The organism is Acinetobacter pullicarnis, assembly GCF_006352475.1.
GTDB classification, from domain to species: domain Bacteria; phylum Pseudomonadota; class Gammaproteobacteria; order Pseudomonadales; family Moraxellaceae; genus Acinetobacter; species Acinetobacter pullicarnis.
Window position 1 is genome coordinate 158,432 of the sequence record NZ_VCMZ01000001.1, and the last position, 19,822, is coordinate 178,253.

General features: G+C 36.8%; 18 protein-coding genes. All 18 read left to right on the forward strand.

What is annotated here, in order from left to right; genetic code table 11:
• Window positions 1-753: 753 nt before the first annotated feature.
• Window positions 754-1,698: a GNAT family N-acetyltransferase gene (locus FD716_RS00710; RefSeq protein WP_139850505.1), complete on the forward strand. Its 945-nt coding sequence runs from the start codon at window positions 754-756 to the stop codon at window positions 1,696-1,698.
• A gap of 365 nt (window positions 1,699-2,063) precedes the next feature.
• A complete protein-coding gene (gene tviB / locus FD716_RS00715) occupies window positions 2,064-3,344 on the forward strand; it encodes a Vi polysaccharide biosynthesis UDP-N-acetylglucosamine C-6 dehydrogenase TviB (RefSeq protein WP_139850506.1) in 1,281 nt (426 codons plus the stop codon).
• Window positions 3,345-3,409: 65 nt separating this feature from the next.
• Window positions 3,410-4,468, forward strand: a complete 1,059-nt coding sequence (rfbB, locus tag FD716_RS00720) for a dTDP-glucose 4,6-dehydratase (protein WP_139850507.1) — start codon at window positions 3,410-3,412, stop codon at window positions 4,466-4,468.
• Entirely contained in the window at window positions 4,468-5,346 is an 879-nt protein-coding gene (gene rfbA / locus FD716_RS00725; protein ID WP_139850508.1) for a glucose-1-phosphate thymidylyltransferase RfbA, read from the forward strand. The genes rfbB and rfbA overlap by 1 nt, the downstream gene beginning before the upstream one ends.
• A complete protein-coding gene (locus FD716_RS00730; protein WP_139850509.1) occupies window positions 5,343-6,197 on the forward strand; it encodes a WxcM-like domain-containing protein in 855 nt (284 codons plus the stop codon). The genes rfbA and FD716_RS00730 overlap by 4 nt, the downstream gene beginning before the upstream one ends.
• Complete coding sequence (locus FD716_RS00735; RefSeq protein WP_139850510.1) at window positions 6,197-7,312, forward strand: DegT/DnrJ/EryC1/StrS family aminotransferase; 1,116 nt, start codon at window positions 6,197-6,199, stop codon at window positions 7,310-7,312. The genes FD716_RS00730 and FD716_RS00735 overlap by 1 nt, the downstream gene beginning before the upstream one ends.
• Before the next feature lie 5 nt (window positions 7,313-7,317).
• Complete coding sequence (locus FD716_RS00740; protein WP_139850511.1) at window positions 7,318-8,574, forward strand: O-antigen translocase; 1,257 nt, start codon at window positions 7,318-7,320, stop codon at window positions 8,572-8,574.
• The gene (locus FD716_RS00745) at window positions 8,574-9,533 is read left to right on the forward strand and encodes a glycosyltransferase family 2 protein (protein ID WP_139850512.1); all 960 of its coding nucleotides are present in this window, start codon (window positions 8,574-8,576) and stop codon (window positions 9,531-9,533) included. The genes FD716_RS00740 and FD716_RS00745 overlap by 1 nt, the downstream gene beginning before the upstream one ends.
• Window positions 9,530-10,420: a glycosyltransferase gene (locus FD716_RS00750; RefSeq protein ID WP_139850513.1), complete on the forward strand. Its 891-nt coding sequence runs from the start codon at window positions 9,530-9,532 to the stop codon at window positions 10,418-10,420. Before FD716_RS00745 ends, FD716_RS00750 begins: the two co-directional genes overlap by 4 nt.
• 11 nt (window positions 10,421-10,431) lie before the next feature.
• A complete protein-coding gene (locus FD716_RS00755) occupies window positions 10,432-11,073 on the forward strand; it encodes a glycosyltransferase (protein ID WP_139850514.1) in 642 nt (213 codons plus the stop codon).
• Window positions 11,074-11,156: 83 nt separating this feature from the next.
• Entirely contained in the window at window positions 11,157-12,197 is a 1,041-nt protein-coding gene (locus FD716_RS00760) for an EpsG family protein (protein ID WP_139850515.1), read from the forward strand.
• Window positions 12,198-13,088, forward strand: coding sequence for a glycosyltransferase family 2 protein (locus FD716_RS00765; RefSeq protein WP_139850516.1), 891 nt, complete (start codon window positions 12,198-12,200; stop codon window positions 13,086-13,088).
• Complete coding sequence (locus FD716_RS00770; RefSeq protein WP_139850517.1) at window positions 13,081-14,247, forward strand: glycosyltransferase family 4 protein; 1,167 nt, start codon at window positions 13,081-13,083, stop codon at window positions 14,245-14,247. The genes FD716_RS00765 and FD716_RS00770 overlap by 8 nt, the downstream gene beginning before the upstream one ends.
• A complete protein-coding gene (locus tag FD716_RS00775; RefSeq protein WP_139850518.1) occupies window positions 14,231-14,851 on the forward strand; it encodes a sugar transferase in 621 nt (206 codons plus the stop codon). Before FD716_RS00770 ends, FD716_RS00775 begins: the two co-directional genes overlap by 17 nt.
• A gap of 36 nt (window positions 14,852-14,887) precedes the next feature.
• The gene (gene galU, locus FD716_RS00780) at window positions 14,888-15,763 is read left to right on the forward strand and encodes a UTP--glucose-1-phosphate uridylyltransferase GalU (RefSeq protein ID WP_139850519.1); all 876 of its coding nucleotides are present in this window, start codon (window positions 14,888-14,890) and stop codon (window positions 15,761-15,763) included.
• Between the two features lies 1 nt (window position 15,764).
• On the forward strand, window positions 15,765-17,027 hold the full coding sequence (locus tag FD716_RS00785; protein ID WP_139850520.1) for a nucleotide sugar dehydrogenase: 1,263 nt from the start codon (window positions 15,765-15,767) through the stop codon (window positions 17,025-17,027).
• On the forward strand, window positions 17,024-18,697 hold the full coding sequence (gene pgi, locus FD716_RS00790) for a glucose-6-phosphate isomerase (protein ID WP_139850521.1): 1,674 nt from the start codon (window positions 17,024-17,026) through the stop codon (window positions 18,695-18,697). The genes FD716_RS00785 and pgi overlap by 4 nt, the downstream gene beginning before the upstream one ends.
• 85 nt (window positions 18,698-18,782) lie before the next feature.
• Entirely contained in the window at window positions 18,783-19,805 is a 1,023-nt protein-coding gene (galE, locus tag FD716_RS00795) for a UDP-glucose 4-epimerase GalE (RefSeq protein WP_139850522.1), read from the forward strand.
• Window positions 19,806-19,822: the final 17 nt, after the last annotated feature.

The window sequence follows — 19,822 nt, forward strand, 5'->3', positions numbered from 1 at the left end:
ATGGTTGGTACATCTGATGTGGTGGTTGTTGTGTTTGTTGAGAGGGGTCTCATATCTTGCTTAAATCCAGATATCTCCATCGAAACTGTGATTGAAAGTGATGCTTATTCACAGAAATTAAAATATTTTATTTTCATAACTATATTTAAAACGACAGCATCTAGTTAGTTGTTGAAATCGAAAGGCGCGTGTCTAGCATACTGGCCTTTATAAATAACCATCGTTAAATACAGCAGGTATTCAGGATTGTTAAATACTCAAGCATGGGCTTGTTAAGTATGTTAGTGCTTTCTTTGCTTTAATTTAAAATCGGATTTATCGATATCTAGCATAAGTGCTTTTAATCTTTTCATAGAAGAGAAAAAATATTTTAAATAATGATGAAGTAGGATGGGGATTTATATTTTTAATTTAATTACTTCGCGCATTAATAATACGCAAAGTAATTAAATAAGCATTTTTTGTTGTGTTCTGATCATTGGAATTTTTGGATGTGGTGAGGCAGTATTATTTATTCTTAATAATTAATTTTTTAGTGGTGATATTCACTTTATCTGCTTTCTAATATTGTTGTTGTGATCGAGATATACTCATAAAAGTTTTTTGGAGTCATATTTTATTATTTATTTCTAGACTTGCTAGAAGGCTTGTCCAGTTGATTCGAGCGGACTAAAAATTAGATTAATTACTTTGTAATCATCGTTTGGGTTTGGCGAGCTAACACTGGTTATTGAGACTATTTGGAGAATGATTATGTCGTTTAAGGTGAAAAAATATACGGATTCAGAGCGCTCATTATGGAATGGTTTTTTACTACGCTGTAAGAATGCCCACTTTATGTTTCATCGAGATTTTATGGAATATCACTCGGATCGTTTTAAAGATTTTTCACTGATTATTACAGATGAAAAAGATAATGTGATTACACTGATTCCGGGCAATGCCAGTGATCAAGTTTTTTACAGTCATCAAGGATTAACTTTTGGTGGTTTTTTAATGGATGAGAATATTCACGCTTCAGAGTTAATTGATATTTTTGATGAGTTTAAAGACTTTTTAAAAAAAAGTAATTTTAATAAAATTATTTATAAACCTATTCCTGTAATTTACCATCAGTATCCTGCACAAGAAGATCTTTATGCATTATTTCGAAATGATGCACAATTACATCGAAGGGATATTAGTTCTTCAATTTTGATTGAAGATCGTTATAAATACTCAAAAGGTAAGAAGTCGGGTATTAAGCGGGCGAAGCGAGAAGGGGTCGTGTGCAAAGAAGTGGAAAAGCCGAGTTTGGTTTGGCATTTGGTGCGCGAGGTATTGGCTGAACATCATGAGGTAAAGCCCGTACATAATGAGATTGAAATAGATTATTTAAAAGATAAGTTTCCAAACAATATTAAGGCTTATGCTGCATTTCATAATGACGCTATTGTTTCAGCCTGCGTGACATTTGAGACGACAGATGTCGTGCATACCCAATATTTAGCCAGTAATCGTATTGGTCGAGATACGCGCGCCCTGGATATGCTCATTGATTTTGTGATTTGTGAAAGTGCAGCATATGCGAAAGTTTTTGATTTTGGCATTTCAAATGAAAATAATGGAAAGTATCTCAATAGTGGGTTAATTCATCAAAAGGAAAGTTTTGGTGCAAGGGCGATCGTCTACGATTTGTATAGCGTGGATCTGACTTAATTTTTGGGAAAAAAGTAGATGTTGTTGCTGTTTTAGCCAGCTTTGATTGAGGGCTATGTGTATGTGCAAAAAGTTGTACAGATAAAATATGGGCTTGCTCAAAAATGAAAATATTAACCTCTTATTTGCCTTGCAGCAGTAATATTTATCTGATTCTGGTTTGTGGTTTATTTTAAGTATTTATTTACAGTCACTAAGTTTTAAAAGATATTCTTTATAAGAACAACTTTCCATATAAGAAAAGCGTTATTTCTTGAGGGAAGTGGGGACATCAATTCAGCAAATCTAGATGAAATCTGCTATATTCCATAGAATATAAAAGTAATCTCAATCTATCCGCTCAAGACTAGAAGAGTTAATGGTATATGTTACAACTTGATCAGCTAAAAATCGCAATCATTGGACTCGGTTATGTCGGTTTACCACTCGCTGTAGAGTTTGGGAAGCATATAACAACATTGGGTTTTGATATTAATCTTCAGCGCATTAATGATTTAAAAGGATGTATTGATCACACTTTAGAGGTGAGTTCCCAAGAGCTATCTGAGATTAAGCACCTACAATACAGTGATCAGGTCACAGATTTGGTTGAAAGTAATTTTTATATTGTGACGGTGCCTACCCCGATTGATGATTTTAAGCAGCCTGATTTAACACCGTTAATCAAGGCGTCGGAAATGCTTGCCAGCGTACTTAAATTAGGTGATGTCGTCGTTTACGAATCTACGGTTTATCCAGGCGCGACAGAAGAAGTTTGTGTGCCTATTTTAGAGCGTCTATCTGGTCTAGTGTTTAATCAAGATTTTTTTGTTGGCTATAGTCCTGAGCGGATTAACCCAGGTGATAAGCAACGCCGCGTTACCAATATTTTAAAAATCACTTCAGGTTCAAATGCACAAGTCGCTGAATATATTGATCAAGTGTATAACTTGATCATCACTGCAGGCACGTATAGAGCACCGAGCATTAAAGTGGCTGAAGCCGCTAAAGTGATTGAAAATACACAACGTGATGTCAATATTGCACTCATTAACGAGCTTGCTTTAATTTTTAATAAAATTGGTATCGATACAGAAGAAGTACTTAAGGCCGCAGGGACCAAATGGAATTTTCTACCTTTTAGACCAGGTTTGGTTGGGGGGCATTGTATCGGTGTGGACCCTTATTATTTGACGCATAAAGCGCAGTCTATTGGCTTGCATCCAGAAATTATCTTAGCGGCACGACGTTTAAATGACCGTATGGGTGAATATGTAGCAACCCAGCTAATTAAAGAGATGGTGAAGAAGCGCATCCAAGTTGTTGGCTCAAAAATTTTAATTATGGGTTTAAGTTTTAAAGAAAACTGTCCGGATATACGCAATACTAAAATTATAGATATGGTCAAGGCATTAAAAGAATATGACTTGGATCTTGATATTTATGATCCATGGGTTGATCCCATGGAAGTTGAGCAAGAATATGGATTGCGGCCAATCTTAAATATCGAAACGCATGGACAGTATGACGCCATTGTGTTGGCACTGGCACACGATCAATTTAAACAAATGACACCAGATGCATTTAAGCGTCTCGGCAAAGAAAAGCACGTGTTGTGCGATTTAAAATACGTATTAGAGCAAGGTCAGAGCGATATCAGATTGTAGTATTTAAAATGTATATTAAATCGAAATGATATCAGGCAATAAAAATTTAAAGTTGTAGGATCGTTATGAAAATATTAGTGACGGGGGGGGCGGGGTTTATTGGCTCAGCAGTAGTGCGGTATATCATTGAGCACACTGAAAATGAGGTTCTAAATCTCGATAAACTCACGTATGCAGGTAATCTGGAATCGCTTAAAGCTGTTGATCACAGTTCGAGATATCAATTCCAGCAGGCGGATATTTGTGATGCAGAGGCTGTCACTGAAATATTTAAGCATTTTCAGCCTGATGTGGTTATGCATTTGGCAGCAGAATCCCATGTTGACCGCTCTATTGATGGTCCTGCTGCCTTTATACAGACCAATATATTGGGTACTTATACCTTGCTTGAAGTCGCACGTCAGTATTGGTTAGGGCTTGAGCCAAATAAAAAAACCAATTTTAAATTTCATCATATTTCAACAGATGAGGTTTATGGTGACCTTGAAGGCACGACAGATTTGTTTGTTGAAACAACATCTTATGCGCCAAGTTCCCCTTATTCAGCCAGTAAAGCCAGTTCAGATCATTTGGTTCGTGCTTGGAACAGAACTTATGGTTTGCCAACGGTTATTACCAATTGTTCAAATAACTATGGGCCTTACCACTTCCCTGAGAAGTTGATTCCATTGGTAATTTTGAATGCTTTAGATGGAAAACCCTTGCCAATTTATGGCAAGGGTGACCAGATTCGCGATTGGCTCTTTGTTGAAGATCATGCACGTGCTTTATATAAAGTGGTGACTGAGGGTATTGTTGGTGAGACTTATAATATTGGTGGGCACAACGAAAAACCAAACCTAGAAGTTGTAGAAACCATTTGCAAGATACTTGATCAATTAAAACCACAACAAAATCAACAGTCTTATGCAACGCTCATTACTTTTGTGCAAGACCGTCCAGGGCATGATTTACGTTATGCGATTGATGCTTCCAAAATTGCAAGAGAATTGGCTTGGACACCTGAAGAGACCTTTGAAACGGGCATTCAGAAAACAGTTGAATGGTATTTAAATAATTTAGCCTGGTGTCGCCGTGTTCAAGACGGTAGTTATCAAGGTGAAAGACTAGGTGTAAGTAACTGATGAAAACAAAAGGTATTATTTTAGCAGGTGGTTCAGGTACACGGTTGTATCCCATCACCAAAGGTGTGTCTAAGCAGTTACTGCCAATCTACGATAAACCAATGGTGTATTACCCTTTGTCGGTATTGATGCTTGCGGGTATTCGTGAAGTATTAATTATCAGTACCCCTGAAGATATTGATGGTTTTAAGCGTTTGCTTGGTGACGGCTCCCAGTTCGGTGTTGAATTAAGTTATGCCGTGCAGCCAAGCCCAGATGGTTTAGCACAAGCCTTTATCATTGGTGAGTCATTCATTGGCGACAGTAATGTGTGTTTGGTTCTGGGCGATAATATCTTTTATGGTCAAGGCTTTACTCCAATGCTGCGTCAAGCCGTTACACGTCAGAAAGGCGCAACAGTCTTTGGTTATCAGGTCAAAGATCCTGAGCGTTTTGGAGTGGTCGAATTTGATGAACAGAAGCGTGCTATTTCCTTAGAGGAAAAACCGAAACAGCCGAAGTCAAATTTTGCAGTCACAGGCCTGTATTTTTATGACAATGATGTGGTGCAAATTGCCAAGCAAGTTAAGCCTTCAGAGCGTGGTGAAGTCGAAATTACCACAGTCAACCAAATGTATTTGGAGCGTGGCGATTTAAACGTTGAACTGCTTGGGCGTGGTTTTGCTTGGTTAGATACAGGCACCCATGCCAGTTTACTTGAAGCAGCACAATTCGTTGAAACCCTTGAGAAACGTCAGGGTTATAAAGTCGCTTGCTTGGAAGAAATCGCACTGCACAATGGTTGGTTGAGCAAACAGCAAGTCTTGGAAATTGGTCAAAGCATGCATAAAAATGATTATGGTCAATATTTGATTTCATTGGTGGAAGAAACCGAATGAGTTTAGTGAGCTTGATTGATCTGCCGGATTTAGGCGATGAGAGAGGGGGGTTGATTGCAATTGAATCAAATCAAGGCATCCCTTTTGAGATAAAGCGCTTATATTACATCTTCAACACGACAAACCAAGCGCGTGGATTTCATGCTCATATTAATTTAAAGCAAGTCGCCATATGTTTGAAAGGAAGCTGTCGATTTATTTTAGATGATGGCTCTAAAAAAGAACACGTTGTATTAAATACGGCGACAAAAGGATTATTAATAGAAGGGCTGGTTTGGCGTGAAATGCATGATTTTTCAGAAGATTGTGTGTTGCTAGTCTTGGCGAGTGAGCACTATGACGAAGCTGATTATATTCGTGATTATGATGCATTCCTAAGAGAGGTAGATAAACCTTTTATTCATCCGCTTTCAGATGTTCAATCTATAAAAATTGGTCAAAAAACCAAAATTTGGCAATACAGTGTGATCTTAAGTGGCGCGAGCATTGGTGGAAATTGTAATATTTGCGCACATACCTTAATTGAAAATGATGTAGTTGTCGGCAATAACGTGACCATTAAATCAGGTGTATATATTTGGGATGGTATTACCTTAGAGGACGATGTATTTATCGGCCCATGCGTTGTGTTTACTAATGATAAAAAGCCACGTTCTAAGCAATACCCGACAGAGTTCCCGCAAACAATCGTAGAAAAAGGAGCCAGTATTGGTGCCAATGCTACGATTTTGCCAGGCATAAGAATTGGTCAAAATGCTTTAATTGGAGCGGGTGCTGTAGTCACCAAAGATGTACCAAACAATGCCATTGTGGTAGGAAATCCTGCTTATATTAAAGGATATACAGAATAATGATCCCTTTTCTCGATTTAAAAAATATTAATCAACAATACCGCGATGCACTGATTGAAGCTTGCACTCGTGTGATTGATTCGGGGTGGTACATCGGTGGTCAGGAATTGGAGAAATTCGAACGTCACTTTGCCGATTACTGTGGTACTCGATACGCGATTGGCGTAGCGAATGGCCTAGATGCACTTATTTTGGTATTACGGGCTTGGAAAGAATTGGGACGCTTGAACGATGGCGATGAAGTTATTGTGCCATCGAATACTTATATTGCCAGTATACTGGCAATTACAGCAAACAATCTAACGCCTGTTTTAGTAGAGCCGAATGTCGATAGTTATAATATTGATCCTTTGAAAATAGAAGCAGCAATTACAGCTAAAACCAAAGTGATATTGCCTGTACATTTATATGGGCAGTTGGCTGAAATGCCTGAAATTATGCAAATTGCAAAAAAACATCATCTGCTGGTACTTGAAGATTCAGCACAATCACATGGTGCTGAAATTGATGGGAAAAAGGCAGGTGCTTGGGGTGATGCATCCGGCTTTAGTTTTTATCCAGGGAAAAATTTGGGTGCACTGGGTGATGCTGGTGCAGTCACAACCAATGATGCAGAGCTTGCGCAGATGTTACTTGCATTACGCAATTATGGTTCGCATGAAAAGTATAAAAACTTGGTGCCTGGCGTGAATAGTCGTCTAGATGAAATTCAGGCTGCAATGCTGGATATAAAGCTTCAGTTTTTAGATCAAGAAGTTCAGCATCGCCGTCAGATTGCTGATTTATATTTAACTGAAATTGTTAACCCATTAATTCAATTGCCTTTAGAGCAGATTGATGCAGAGCAATATAATCAACATGTGTGGCATCTTTTTGTGATTCGGACCAAGCATCGTGAAGCATTGCAGAAATATTTGGCAGAGCATGGCGTACAAACCTTAATTCATTACCCGATCCCACCACATCAGCAGCAGGCTTATAAAGCATGGAACGCGTTGAGCTTTCCTATTTCAGAGCAAATCCATGCTGAAGTACTCAGCTTACCTATGGAGCCGACCTTAAGCATTGAAGATGCGAAAAAGATTGCTCAACTTTGTAATGGCTTCGAAGTTTAAAATCAATGAATCTAATCAAAATAAGTGTACTCAATGGCGTTGCTGTTTTAATTAAAACAGCAACCATGTTTATCCTCAATAAAATTTTGGCAGTCTATGTTGGGCCAGCAGGTTATGCCGCCATCGGGCAATTCCAAAATTTTATTCAGATGGTGACCAGCTTTGCAGGTAGTGCAATTAATACTGCCATAATTAAATATACTGCTGAGTATCATGATGATAGGCAAAAGCAAATAAATATTTGGAAGACATCGGGTAGTATTATTCTAATTTCTAGTCTGTTCTCTGCATTTTTAATTATAGTCTTTCAAAACCAAATAGCATTATATGTTTTTCACTCATTAGAATATAAGGCGGTTTTAGTTTGGTTTTCATGTTTTTTGATATTCTTTACTTTCAACTCATTTATACTAGCTATTCTTAATGGTCTTCAGGAGATGAAGAAACTTGTAATAGTAAATATTATGGGTAGTATTTTTTCTCTTATTCTAACAAGTCTCCTTGCAATATATTATAATTTATATGGAGCGCTAGTAGCATTATCAATTTATCAATCATTAGCTTTTATAGTAACCATATTACTATGTTCTAAACTTAACTGGCTTGTTCTCTCAAATTTTTTTGGAAAGATTGATAAAGAAATAACTAAGAAATTAGCTGCATTTGCATTGATGGCTTTGGTGAGTGTGTTCTTTGGTAATATGGCGCAAATATTATTGCGAAATCTTATTATAGATCAGTTTGGATTAGTTCATGCTGGATATTGGGATGCAATGACACGATTAAGTAATGGTTATTTATTATTTGCTTCAACAGTTTTAGGTGTTTATTACTTACCTAAGCTGTCTCAGTTAAAAAGATATCAGGAAGTAAAGACGGAAGTCCTTTTGGGATATAAGTTTATTTTACCTGTTGCTATTGTTTCATCGGTTTTAATATATATATTTAGAGACTTCGTAGTTAAAACTCTCTTTACTGAAGATTTTTTACCAATGCTTGAGTTAATGGTTTGGCAGCTAATTGGTGATGTTACAAAAATTGGAAGTTGGATAGTAAGCTATATGATGCTAAGCAAAGCAATGACGGGAATATTTGTTGTCACTGAGACTATATTTGCCTTAAGTATACTTCCAATAACGTATGTATCAATAACTTATTTTGGTTTTAAAGGTATTGCTATTGCATTTTTTATAAATTGTTTAATATATTGGATAGTCTGTGGTTTTTTTTCAATGATTAAATTAAAAAGTTTGGAGCCTTGATGATGCATGCTTTATGTTCAATAGTTGTTCCTGTCTTTAATGAGGCAACAAATATAGAAAAATGCTTTGAGATTCTTCATAAACAAACTTATAAAAATATTGAAGTTGTCTTTATAAATGATGGTTCTACAGATGATTCAAAAACAATACTGACTCAGATGGCTGAAAAACATTCAGACATAAAAGTTAAAATAATTGAGCAGGAAAATCAAGGTGCAGCAGCTGCACGAAAAAAGGGTATCATACAATCTTCAGGCGATTATATTGCATTTTTAGATTGTGATGATGAACTTTCAGAAAATGCAATTTTTGAAGCAATGACAAGCTTTAGAGTTGAAATAGATATTGTTTTATTTCATCTAAAGTATCAGAGTCAAGTAAACGAGGGGCTGAGGGAGGTTAATGATTTCTTATATTTCACCAATCAAAAAACTTTTTTAGGCTATGATGCTTTAATTAACTCCTTAGAAAGCTGGGGTGTTCATGGCTTAGGCATTTATAGGAAAAATATTCTTTTAAAGTCATATATAGCATATGAAAAAGAGAATACTCAAAACTATATAAACAATGATGAAGTCATAACACGTTTATCTTTTATGAACTCTAACTTAATACAGCGATCGAGCGGTATCTATTTTTACAATAACAATCTTAATTCTACAACTAAGAGAGTTAATGAGAGTTTATATAAAAAAATTTATAATTCAATTATCTTATATAAAATAATTTCTACTGAAAGTAACGGTAATGTAAATCCAAATCTGATTGTAAGCTATGCTTGGGAATCTAGTAAATACTTTTTTTTAAATCGTGAATTTCTAAATAATGCATCAGACTGGAGTGGTGCAGTTAGTGATGCAAATAAATTTATTTGGAAAAACAACTTATTTAAGCTATTAAGTATTAAGCGTAAATTTCAATTTTTAATATTAGTTATATGGCAGAGTTTTATATTATGATTGATTATCCTTTAGTTTCAGTAGTTATTCCTTGCTATAACCATGAAAAATTTGTGCAAGACAGCATACAAAGTGTGATTGATCAAACTTATCTGAATATTGAGTTGATTATTATCGACGATGGTTCAAAAGATAGTTCTGTAGACAAAATACAACAGATGATTCCAGCCTGTGAACAACGCTTTACTCGCTTTGAATTTAGATCACGTCCAAATAAGGGGTTAAGTGCGACTTTAAATGAAGCTATAGATTGGGTTCAAGGTAAATATTTTTCTGCAATAGCTTCAGATGATTTAATGTTGATAGGAAAAACAGATATACAAGTTCGCTATATGGAAGAAAATCAGGATATTACAGCACTTTTCGGAAGTGCACACTATATCGATGAGAATAATAATATAAAACTCGCAAATCATTTAGATCAGCAGGAATATATTTTTGATAAGATTTTTCTAAATGAATGTCAGTTTTATGCACCGACACAAATGCTGAGAACAGAAGTTCTAAATAAGATAGGTGGTTATGATATTACTATTCTAGTTGAAGATTGGTATATGTGGCTGAAAATGGCTGAAAATGGGCGAGTATATTGTTTGTCAGATGTATTGGCGAATTATAGAATTCATTCAAGTAATACCACTAAGAACTCAAAATTTATTTATGAGAATAACTTGAAAACTTTGAACCATTATGAAAATCATAGGTTGTATGGTAAAGCATATAGTAAGCTGCGGTGGAGCTATATAATCTGGACTGGTCAGAAAAGTAAACTAGAATCAATGGAATTATTATTTGCTTACGCTATAGAGTTTCCTAGTGCTATATTTTCAAGAGACTTTCTTGTCTATTGTAAGTATTTTATTTTTAGAATTAAAAATTGGTTTTAGAGGGCTTAGAAATGATTCCAAAAAAAATCCACTATTGTTGGTTCGGTAATAATGAATACAGCACTTTAATAAAAAGATGTATTGAAACATGGAATGATAAATTACCAGGTTGGGAGTTCATATTGTGGAATGAAGACAACTCACCAATGGAACACCCATTTGTTCAGAAGGCTATGAGAGATGGTAAGTATGCCTTCGTTTCTGATTATGTAAGGTGTTATGCATTATATACGTACGGCGGAGTTTATTTAGATACAGATATGGAAGTTCTAAAAGATATTGATCCACTTAGATCATTAGTTGCTTTTCTAGCACCGGAAGATATCAGTGGAGAGTCATTAAGTTGCGGGGTTATGGGGGCTGAAAAAAATCATAAACTCTATTCTGAAATGTTGGAATATTACGGTGAGAATTTAACTTATACTCCAATACCTTTAATAATTTCAAGGATTATTAAAAATAAAAAAATAAGTATTTCTGTCTTGCCAAGAGAATCTTTTTATCCTTACAACCCTTTCGATAAAGCCCAAGATGTTAAACAGTTAATGCTGTCAGACATAACTAATGAAACCTATGCTATCCATCATTGGAATTTTTCATGGAAACTTTCTTTTTTAGAAAATATTTTTATGAGAATAAAGAAATTATTTTGACCAGTAATATTCTTGCGCTTGGTTGATTGGTTTTCAACCAAAAAAGTGGCCATATATGCATAACAATATTTGAAGCTAATATTATGATTTTTTATTTTAGTACACTTTTTTTGGTTGTATTCTGGGTTTGGTTGGAGAAAGTCTCATTAAATCGCAGGGCAATATGGTTTCCAGCTAGTATTTTAATCTTGTTTGCTAGTATTCGAAGTTTTACTGTTGGTACAGATACTGCGTTGTATACAGAAAGATTTAGATATAATTTTGATCCATTATATTATGAGGTTAATTCAGAGGTTGAATTAGGTTATCAATTATTTGAAAGAATAATTTTAACTTTATTTGATAACTATTTCTGGTTATTCTTTTTCACATCAACAATAGTAGTCTTTTCTTTTCTTCTCTTTTTTAAGAAATACTCAAAAGACTATCTGCTTTCTGTTTTTATATTTATATGCTTTGGATATTATACTCTTTTTTTTAATGGTCTTAGAAACGCCATCTCTATTGCTATTTTGGTTTGTTCCATCCCTTATTTGTTGAGTAAAAAGTTTTTAAAATTTTTACTCATAGTTTTTTTTGCATCATTATTTCATATCTCTGCATGGATACTTCTTCCTTTTTATTTTTTGATTCACTTAAACTTGAAGCTGGAAATAAAAATACTTGGTGTCTTCTTATTTTCATTTTTAGTTAGCTCAATAGGAATTCAGTTTTTGGCTTCAAGTAATAAGAGGTATGAACATTATACACAAGCTTCTGAAAATGCAGGTGGTTATTTAACCTTGTTATTGTATGTTGTGTTTTGTATCTTCTTTTATTTTTTTGGGAAAAAGGCAAGAGAGAATAGTGAGTCATATAGGTTATACGAGCAATTATTTATATGTGGCGTCGCTTTAGTTGTACCTATTGCATTTTTAGGGACTGACCCATCTGGTCCACAAAGAATTTTATACATATTTGCTTGGTTGCTGACATTAATGTTCCCGTATGTATTTCAATACTTAAAAAATACTTATATGAAAATAATTTTTATTATATTGAGTTTGATATATTTCTATTTAATAACCACTAGATTTTCAAACTTGGTTCCATATAATGTTAACTCTATTTTTGAGATTTTTTAAATGAATACGTCATCCTACATTTCAATTGGCATACCATTCTATAATGCAGAGGATTATCTGTTCGATGCGATTCAATCTGTTTTGGCTCAGACTCATCAGAATTGGGAGTTAATATTGATTGATGATGGTTCAAAAGACAAATCACTAGAAATAGCTGAATCTTTTAAAGATCCTCGTATTATTGTTGTTTCAGATGGCCTGAATAAGAAGCTTCCTTTTAGATTAAATCAAATTATTAATTTAGCAAAGTATGATTTTATTGCGCGGATGGATGCTGATGATTTAATGGATATAGATAGATTAGCTAAGCAGTTAAAAGCTTTAGAAAAAAATCCAGTCATTGATTTAGTAACTACAGGAATGTATTCGATTGGTAGAGAGAATGAAGTACTAGGGAAACGAATTCCGCCAAACTATATGATGAAAAGTAATGGAATTTTGAAAGGATTAACAAATTTACTCCATGCTTCGATGTTGGCTAGAAAAAGTTGGTGTTTAAGAAACCCATATAGAGAAGATAATGCTTTAGCTGAAGATTATGAGCTTTGGTTATCTGCTGCAATTAAAGACGATCTAAAATATGAAGTTATACAAGAACCACTTTATTATTACAGGGAGATTGAGAATGTTAGAATTGAAAAGATGTTAAAAGGGTATAATACCCAGATTGAAGTAATAAATAGATATTTTTTAGGCGTTATTTCTGAAGCTGATAAAAATAAAATCATAAAAAAATTTGAATATAAAAAGATAATAATTAAATTTCTTAATATTTTTAACTTGATGTTTATTCTGCAACGAAGACGAGTTGATAAATTGACCAAAAGTGATTTTGAAAGATATGGTGAAAATTTGAAGAACATTAACTCCATAGGGGCTAGAAGTGAATAGTAAATTAGTTCTAATCGGAAACACATCATCAACCTTACTTGGATTTCGCTCTGACTTAATTAAATGTCTTATTGCAAATGATTATCAGGTTTATGCTTTAGTATGTGAGTATAGTGCTGATGATTTGCAGAAAATAGAAGAAATAGGGGCAATACCAATTACCTATACAATGCGTAGAGGTGGGCTAAATCCATTTTCAGATATTAAGGCACTTTTTGAAATAAAAATGAAGTTAGAGCAGATTAAACCTGATATCGTTTTTTCATACTTCACTAAACCTGTGGTATATGGTTCTCTTGCTGCAAAATTAGCGCATGTCCCTAAAGTTATAGGAATGATTGAAGGGTTGGGTAGCCCTTTTACAGTTCATAAACATGGCCAGAGTTTTAAAGTTAAATTGATTCGGACCATTCAAGTTTGCTTATATAAAATTATTTTCCCATTTTTAGATAGAATTATTTTTCTTAATCCAGATGATCCTATCGACCTTATCAAGAAACATAATATTCGGCATAAGAGTGATGCAATTGAGATGCTTGGGCCGATCGGTCTAAAATTGAGTGACTATCCTCATAAACGGTGGAATGAAGGTCATCAGGTCTCATTTATTTTTATTGCAAGATTACTCGCTGAAAAAGGTATTTTTGAATATATTGAAGCAGCGAAAATTGTTAAAATTAAATATCCACATATCACTTTTAAAGTTATTGGTGGATTAGATGCTGAAAATCCTTATGGTTTAACACAGCAGCAATTAAATGAGGTTATATCATCTGGAATAGTTGATTATCCTGGCTTTGTCACAGATGTTGCTGAACGTATAGCCGATAGTGCTGTTTTTGTTTTGCCATCTTATTACCGCGAAGGTGTGCCGCGCAGCACGCAGGAAGCCATGGCAATCGGTCGTCCTATTATTACAACTGATGTACCAGGTTGTCGTGAAACAGTGATTGATGGGGTCAATGGTTTTTTGGTGCCAAAGTGGGATGCGCAAATCTTGGCAGAAAAAATGTGTTATTTTATAGAGCATCCAGTGCAAGTGAATATCATGGGTTTGGAAAGCTATAAGATGGCGCTAGAGCATTTTGATGTCGAGAAAGTGAATAAAAAACTTTTTTCAATAATGGGTTTAAATGAATCTAATGAAAAGACTGGTTGATATTGTTATCTCTTTAACAGCCCTCCTTCTCTTGTCACCTATATTTCTATATGTGGCATATAAAGTACGTAAGAATTTAGGTTCACCAATCTTCTTTTACCAAGAACGTCCGGGGTTGCATGGTAAAACTTTTAAGATGATGAAGTTTCGTTCGATGAAGAATGCGGTTGATGCGCAGGGGAATCCTTTACCAGACGATCAACGGATTACGCCTTTTGGACAAAAATTACGAGCAACAACTTTAGATGAAATGCCGCAGCTGTTCAATGTGCTGAAAGGCAATATGAGTATTGTTGGTCCTCGACCGCAGTTGCTTGAATTTATGGATCATTATACGCCACACCAAATTCGTCGGCATGAACTGAAACCGGGGATGACTGGACTTGCACAAGTGAGTGGACGTAATAATTTATCCTGGGAAGAAAAATTCGATTTGGATGTGCAATATGTTGATTGTCAGTCGACATTGCTGGATTTTAAGATTATGTTCAAAACCGTGAGTGTGATGTTGAAAAAAGAAGGCATAAATGCACCGGATCAAGCTGTTGGTGCTAGTCGTTTTAATGGAACAGAGACAACAGATTCTAAAATTTCATCTGATTAGCCATAACCCTACAAATAAACTTTTTTAGTGTGAATTATGATCAAGAAAGCAATACTTCCAGTCGCCGGTTTAGGTACACGTTTTTTACCTGCAAGTAAAGCCATCCCCAAAGAAATGGTGACGGTGGTCGACCGACCTGCAATTGAATATGTGGTGAAAGAAGCAGTTGCTGCAGGTATAGAGCAAATTATCTTGGTCACGCATAGTTCTAAAGCATCAATTGAAAACTATTTTGATCGAAACTTTGAACTTGAGACCAGTCTAGAACAAAAGAAAAAATATGACCTTCTAGCTGAAATCACGCAAATTGCGCCAAGTCATGTGAGTATCGTCAGTGTACGTCAGCCACAGCCCTTGGGCTTGGGCCATGCGGTGCTTTGTGCTAAAGATATTGTGGGGCAAGATGACTTTGCAGTGCTATTGCCAGATGTTCTGGTAAAAGCCAGCAAGGCCGAAAATGATTTAAGCAAAATGATCGCGCGTTTTAACCAGACACATGCTGCACAGATTATGGTTGAAGCTGTACCAGAAAATATGGTTGATCAGTATGGGATTGTCGATGTCCTGACCGCACCAGTAGAAGGCGAAAGTGCATTAATGCGCGGGATTGTCGAAAAGCCTGCGATTGGCACGGCACCCTCTAATTTATCTGTGGTGGGGCGTTATGTACTTCCAGCAAAAATTATGCAGCTCTTGGCAGAAACACCGAAAGGTGCTGGTAATGAAATTCAATTGACGGATGCAATTGCCAGTTTGCAGTTACTTGAGCAAGTCGAAGCGTATCGCATGCAAGGGCAAACTTTTGACTGTGGTAGCAAGTTGGGTTATTTAAAAGCAGTATTACATTATGGTGTGGCGCATCCGCAACTTGGTGCAGAATTTAAAGCTTTAATTCGAGAGCTAAAACTATAAAATGAATGTCACGATATTCGGAGACACCCTTCAAGCAAGGGTTTTTGTCGGCTTGTTGGCGGAGCATGGACATCAGGTGTTTTGGTGCCAAAATCCGCAACTCGAAAACCAAGCCAGTGCCTATTATGTACAAGATGAAAGTTTAAATCATCTACTCGAAAAGCAACTGCAAAAAGGTTTTTTGAAGCAGTTAAGCATTCATAAAATTCCGACAGATAGTGATGTTTATATTTTAGGCTTTAGCCCATCTGAATATGATGTTGCAGCACAGATCCTAGAAAATTTGGCTGCAACGCCATTGCCTCATCCCAAACTCATCATCAATGGCTCAACCTTTGGTTTGCACGGTACTGAAAAATTAAAACAAATATTACCGCAAGATCATTGGGCTTATTTGCCTGATGTAGTGCAAGAAGGTAATGCCATTCAAAGTATTTTACAGATTAAACAGATCGTGGTTGGGGTTGATTCAGACGCTTCGGCACAGATGATTCGTGAATTACTGCGCCCTATTTTTTATGCTGCACATCAATATTTATTTATGCCGATTTTAGATGCTGAATTTACCAAATTGAGTATTTCGGGCATGTTGGCAACGCGGATCAGTTATATGAACGATCTGGCTTTGGTGGCAGAAAAACTGGGTATTGATATTTTAAATGTACGGCAGGGTTTGGCTGCAGATAGCCGTATCGGTGCGACGTATTTATCGCCAGGTGCTGGATTTGGCGGAGAAAATTTTTCGCACGATATTTTGACCTTGTCGAGTACCGTTTCTGAAACGGGTATGAGCAGTCGCTTATTAACCCAAGTGTATGACATTAATGAGCAGCAAAAAGAAATCTTATTTCGAAAGTTGTGGAATTATTATCAGGGTAACTTAAAGCACAAAATCATTGCGATTTGGGGTGCATCATTTAAAGAAAATACCTCAAGTATTCAAAATGCGCCGATTCACGTCATGCTTGAAGCTTTATGGGCACAAGGCGCAATTGTAAAATTGCATGATCCAGAGGCTTTACATGAAATTTATGCACGCTATGGGGCGCGTCGAGATTTGATTTTATGTGAAGAGCAGTATCAAGCGACCCAAGATGCTGATGCATTGTGCTTGATGACGGCTTGGAAGCAATATTACAGTCCTGATTTTAAACAGTTAAAGCAATTGATGCAGCATCCTTATGTGTTGGATGGTCGTAATATTTACGATCCTGCCTATGTAAAAGCACAAGGTTTTGCTTATGCAGGAGTCGGTCGCGCATGAATCAGCCATTATCTGCATTGCCTGAACTTGAGCCAGTCTCTGATTTTGAATTAACAAAACTGGCTGCCGAATATCATAAGCTTCATTTAAATCAATTATTTGAGCAAGATAAACAGCGTTTTGATCAATATGCCGTACAGCTCGATACAATTGTTTATGACTTTAGCAAACAAAGAATTGCAAAAGATGTGCTTGCTGCGCTTATAGATTTTGCGGAACAGAAGAAACTCGCAACCTGGATAAAAACACTTTTCTCTGAGCAGAAAATTAATTGCTCGGAACAGCGCGCTGCGATGCATTGGGCATTACGCTTACCGAAGCCAGTGGACGATGCCGTGTCGATTGCACAGCAAGTGCATGTGCAGCTTGATCGGATGTATGCTTTGGTGGAAAAAATCCACGCTGGACAATATCGTGGTGCGACCGGTGAAGTGATTCGTGATGTGGTGAATATTGGCGTCGGGGGGTCAGACCTTGGACCCTTGATGGTTAGTCATGCCTTATCTGATTTTAAGACCATGACCGCCAAGCCGCTAGATGTACATTTTGTGTCAACGATTGATGGTAGCCAACTTTCCGATTTATTACATAAATTTAGACCAGAAACGACGTTGTTTATTATTTCGTCTAAGTCTTTTGGTACCATTGATACACTCTCCAATGCACAAACTGCACGGCATTGGCTAGAAAAATCTTTGGGGCAGTCTGCGACTGTATTGAAGTGCCATTTTGTCGCAGTGTCTACCAAACCTGAAAAAATGACGGAATGGGGGATTGCTGCCGAAAACCAATTCCTGCTTTGGGATTGGGTCGGTGGCCGTTATTCTTTATGGTCTTGTATTGGTTTGCCGATTGCGCTGACCATTGGTGTAGATGGATTTAAGCAGTTTCTTGCTGGTGCGCATCAGATTGATCAGCATATTCAGCAAGCACCGTTTGAGCAAAATATTCCTGTATTGATGGGACTATTGGGGATTTGGAACAATAACTTCCTCAATATGCAGACCCATGCAGTGTTGCCTTATGATGGGCGCTTAAAATATTTTGCGGCTTATTTGCAACAATTGGAAATGGAGTCGAATGGTAAGTCGATTCAACGAGATGGCAATAAAACCACATGGAATACATGCCCGATTGTCTGGGGGGAAGTGGGGCCAAATGCGCAACATGCATTTTATCAGTTGCTGCATCAGGGAACTCATTCTGTCAGCTGTGATTTTATTGCGCCAGTGCAGCGTTATAATGCCAATCAGTTTACCTATGCAGAAAGTGCGGAAACATTGATTGAACAGCATCACTTGGCATTGTCTAATTGTTTAGCGCAATCACGCTTATTGGCTTTCGGTAATCAGGCGCTCAAACCAGAAGAACTTAAAGACCTACCTATCTATAAGCAATATAAAGGCAATCAGCCGAGCAGTACCATGCTGTTGTCTGAATTGAATCCGCAGAGTTTAGGCATGTTGGTTGCACTCTATGAACATAAAGTTTTTGTGCAGTCGGTCATTTGGCATATCAATCCATTTGATCAGTGGGGCGTTGAAAAAGGTAAAGAAATTGCCAATCAACTGCTGCCTATTTTAAATGGCACACAACAAGATCTTTCCCAGTTAGATGCTTCCACGCAGGGCTTAATTCGAATTTTGTTGGGCAAAGCGATCGATAGTTAATCGAAAATAAACTATAGCTAAGCTGCTGTAGGATATGGCTAAACGGGTATTTTGCAGCAAACTAAAGAGCAATATAGGAACAAGAATGGCAACAATTTTAGTAACAGGTGGTGCAGGTTATATTGGGTCTCACACCTGTGTTGAACTGCTGAATGCGGGACATCAGGTCGTGGTTTTAGACAACCTTTGTAATAGTGACGAAGAAGCATTAAAGCGCGTGCAAGCATTGGCAGCAAAATCGTTGACTTTTATTCAGGGTGATATTCGTGATGCGGCGGCACTTGATCATCTTTTTGCCCAGTACGCAATTGATGCAGTCATTCATTTTGCGGGTTTAAAGGCCGTGGGTGAAAGCCAACAAATACCGCTGCATTATTTTGATAATAATATTGCTGGCAGCATTCAATTGGTGAATGCGATGCAACGTGCCGGTGTATTTAAATTGGTGTTTAGCTCATCTGCAACCGTTTATGACGAAGCCAATACTTCACCATTAAATGAAAGTATGCCAACAGGAATGCCAAGCAATAACTATGGTTATACCAAATTGATTGTGGAGCAATTGTTCGAAAAGCTGGCAGTGTCTGAGCCACGCTGGTCGATTGCATTATTGCGTTACTTTAACCCTGTCGGTGCACATAAAAGTGGTCGTATTGGTGAAGACCCACAAGGAACTCCCAATAATTTAATGCCTTATGTCACTCAGGTTGCGGTCGGTCGACGAGATAAATTGGCTATTTTTGGCAACGACTACGACACAGTAGATGGTACCGGTGTCCGTGATTATATCCATGTTGTTGACTTAGCCAATGCACATTTATGCGCCTTAAACAATCGTTTAGCAACAACGGGTTGCCGTGCGTGGAATATTGGTACAGGCAATGGTTCGTCGGTTTTAGAAGTGAAAAATGCTTTTGAGAAAGTGAATGGTGTTGCTGTTGCCTTTGAGTTTGCACCACGTCGTGCGGGTGATGTTGCAACTTCATTTGCGGATAATCAACGCGCTGTGACAGAACTCGGATGGACGCCACAGTATGGCTTAGAAGATATGTTGGCGGACAGCTGGCACTGGCAAAAACAAAATCCGAATGGTTATCGCCAAGATTAACGCGATTACGAAAAAAT